The organism is Micromonospora sp. D75 (assembly GCF_018070405.1).
Lineage (GTDB): Bacteria > Actinomycetota > Actinomycetes > Mycobacteriales > Micromonosporaceae > Micromonospora > Micromonospora chalcea.
Map to the genome: position 1 here is coordinate 1 of NZ_JAGPXV010000754.1, position 2,599 is coordinate 2,599.

Consider the following 2,599-nt stretch of genomic DNA (forward strand, 5'->3'; position numbering starts at 1 on the left):
GAACGTGCCCTGCACGCCGAACTCGGTGGAGCCGCCCGCCGGGATGCTGCCGTTGTACGACATGTTGCGGGCGGTGACCGTCGCGCCGGACTGACTGACGGTGGCGTTCCAGCCGTTCGTGACGCGTTCGTCGCCGGCGTACGTCCAGGTGACCGTCCACCCGGAGACGGCGGTGTCGCCGGGTGAGACCTTGACGCTCGCGGTGAACCCGCCGGGCCACTGGTTGGGTGTGTAGTCGACCCGGCAGCCCTGCGCCGCCGTGGCCGGGCCGGCGAGTAGGGCCGTCGCGGTGGCGGCCACGACGGCGGCCAGCGCGGTCACCGCCGCCAGGGCCGGGCCGGAACGGGTACGGAGAATCGTCATGGGAAGTCCTTCTGCGTCGGGCGGCGCGACGCGACGACGCGCGTCCGGACGGACGGCGGCGCGGCGACGCGCTCGGGTGGCGGCGCGTCGATGCGCCACTGTGAGAAGTCGGTGCGTACGACCGACGTGCCCGGCTCGGGACAAACCTGTCAGCCGCCGGCGGCCCGGTCGTGCGGACCTCGGCGGCGCCCGCCCTCAATCTATTGAGCGATGCCAATCAATTCAAGCGCGCCCCGGCGCGGCAGCAGTCTTCTTCCCGATTGCTCTGTTGCGCGGCGACGGCGCTGGTCGGCCGCCCGGCCGCCACGCGGGCCCTGTGCCGGGGCGGCACGCGGCACTAGTCTCCTCACCGCAACCCCCGGGCCGCCGCGCCACCGGCGCGGACGGCGGCACCCCGGCGACCGGAGGCGCGTGTGCCCGACGAGATCGACGACTCCTTCCTCGCTCTTCCGCTGGCCCGCCTCGCCGACGCCGCCCTGTCCCGGGCCCGGCAGCGGGGCGCGCGATACGCCGCGCTGCGGGTGCAGCGGGTCCGCTCCGGGCGCACCGTCGTGCACGACGGGGCGCTGCGGGCGAGCGAGGAGGAGACCGAGACCGGCCTGGCGGTACGGGTGCTGCACCGGGGCGCGTGGGGCTTCGCCGCCACGCCCGAGCTGACGCCGGAGGCGGCGGTACGCGCCTGCGACGACGCGCTGGCGCTGGCCCGGGCCTGCGCCGACGTCGGCGGCGCGCCCGTCGCGCTCGCGCCCGAGCCCGCGTACCCGGAGGCGACCTGGCGCTCGCCGTACCGGATCAACCCGTTCGAGGTGCCGGAGAGCGAACGGGTGGAGCTGCTGAGCCACTGGTGCGCCGGGCTGCAGGCACACGAGTCGGTGGCGCACGTGCTGGCCCGCGCCACCGCCGCCCAGGAGAACACGTACTACGCCGACCTGGACGGCACCCGCGTCACCCAGCAGCGCGTCCGGGTGCACCCGCAGGTGCTGGCGGTGGGCCGGCGCCCGCGCGACGGCGGCGTCCAGACGCGCTGCGCACCGTCGGCCCGCCGGTGGCCCGCGGCTGGGAGTACCTGCACGGCGAGGGCTGGGACTGGGCCGGCGAGCTGGCCGAACTGCCGGCGCTGCTGGCCGAGAAGACGCAGGCGCCGGCGGTGCGGCCGGGCCGGTACGACCTGGTGATCGACCCGTCGCAGCTCTGGCTCACCATCCACGAGTCGGTCGGGCACGCCACCGAGTACGACCGGGCCCTGGGCCACGAGATGTCCTACGCGGGCGGCACCTTCGCCACGCCCGACGCCGCCGGGCGGCTCCGGTACGGCTCGGCGCTGATGAGCGTGGACGCCGACCGGTCGGCCCCGCACGGGCTGGCCACGGTCGGGTTCGACGACGAGGGGGTGGCCGCGCAGTCCTGGCCGCTGATCGAGGCGGGTGTGCTCGTCGGGTTCCAGCACGACCGCGCCTCGGCCGCGCGGGCCGGCCTGCCGCGCTCCGCCGGCTGCGCGTACGCCGAGTCGTACCGGCACACGCCGATGGCCCGGATGCCGAACGTGTCGCTGCGCCCGGCGGTGGACGGGCCGGACACCGCGGCCCTGATCGCGGGCGTGACGGACGGCTTCTACCTGGCCGGCTCGGACAGCTGGTCGATCGACATGCGGCGGCGGCAGTTCCAGTTCACCGCCCAGCGCTGGCACCGCATCCGCAACGGGCGGCTGGCCGGGCAGGTGTCCGGCGCCGCGTACCAGGCGGAGACCACCGCGTTCTGGTCCGCGCTGTGCGGGCTGGGCGGGGAGGGCACGTGGCTGCTCTCCGGCGCCGACATGTGCGGCAAGGGTCAGCCGGTGCAGGCGGCAGCGGCCAGCCACGGCTGCCCGTCCGCGGTGTTCCGTGGCATCGACGTCGTCGACACCGGAGGGCGGGACGGGTGAGCGGGATCCAGGACGCCCTGGAAGCGGCGCTGCGGCACCGGCGTGACGCCGACGAGCTGCTGCTGATCGCGGACGAGACGGCCGCCGCGCACCTGCGCTGGGCGGGCGAGGCGCTGACCACGAACGGCAGCGTCCGGTCCCGCCGGGTGACAGCGGTGGCCGTACGCGACGGCGCGGCCGGCGTACACGTCGGGCTGGTCGGGCACGGCGGCGCGCTCGGCGACGCGCTGCCCGGCCTGGTCCGCGCGGCCGAGCGGGCCGCCCGCGACGCGCCGCCCGCCGCCGACGCGGCGCGGCTGCCCGAGCCGTGGCGGA

At 76.6% G+C, this 2,599-nt stretch carries 3 protein-coding genes and 1 pseudogene; 3 read left to right on the plus strand and 1 reads right to left on the minus strand.

Features of this window, described 5'->3' with window-relative positions:
* On the minus strand, window positions 1–363 hold a 363-nt coding region (locus KBX39_RS28590; protein ID WP_210873501.1), incomplete at its 3' end, for a cellulose binding domain-containing protein.
* A 413-nt stretch (window positions 364–776) separates the two neighbouring features.
* Between KBX39_RS28590 and KBX39_RS33650 the strand changes: the two genes are divergently transcribed.
* The 3 genes and pseudogenes from KBX39_RS33650 to KBX39_RS28600 all read left to right on the plus strand — a co-directional run.
* Complete coding sequence (locus tag KBX39_RS33650; RefSeq protein ID WP_312247505.1) at window positions 777–1,538, plus strand: PmbA/TldA family metallopeptidase; 762 nt, start codon at window positions 777–779, stop codon at window positions 1,536–1,538.
* Window positions 1,535–2,284, plus strand: coding sequence for a TldD/PmbA family protein (locus KBX39_RS33655; RefSeq protein ID WP_312247506.1), 750 nt, complete (start codon window positions 1,535–1,537; stop codon window positions 2,282–2,284). The genes KBX39_RS33650 and KBX39_RS33655 overlap by 4 nt, the downstream gene beginning before the upstream one ends.
* Window positions 2,281–2,599 (plus strand): annotated as a pseudogene (locus KBX39_RS28600) (TldD/PmbA family protein); the annotation flags it as partial. The gene KBX39_RS33655 and the pseudogene KBX39_RS28600, both read left to right, overlap by 4 nt.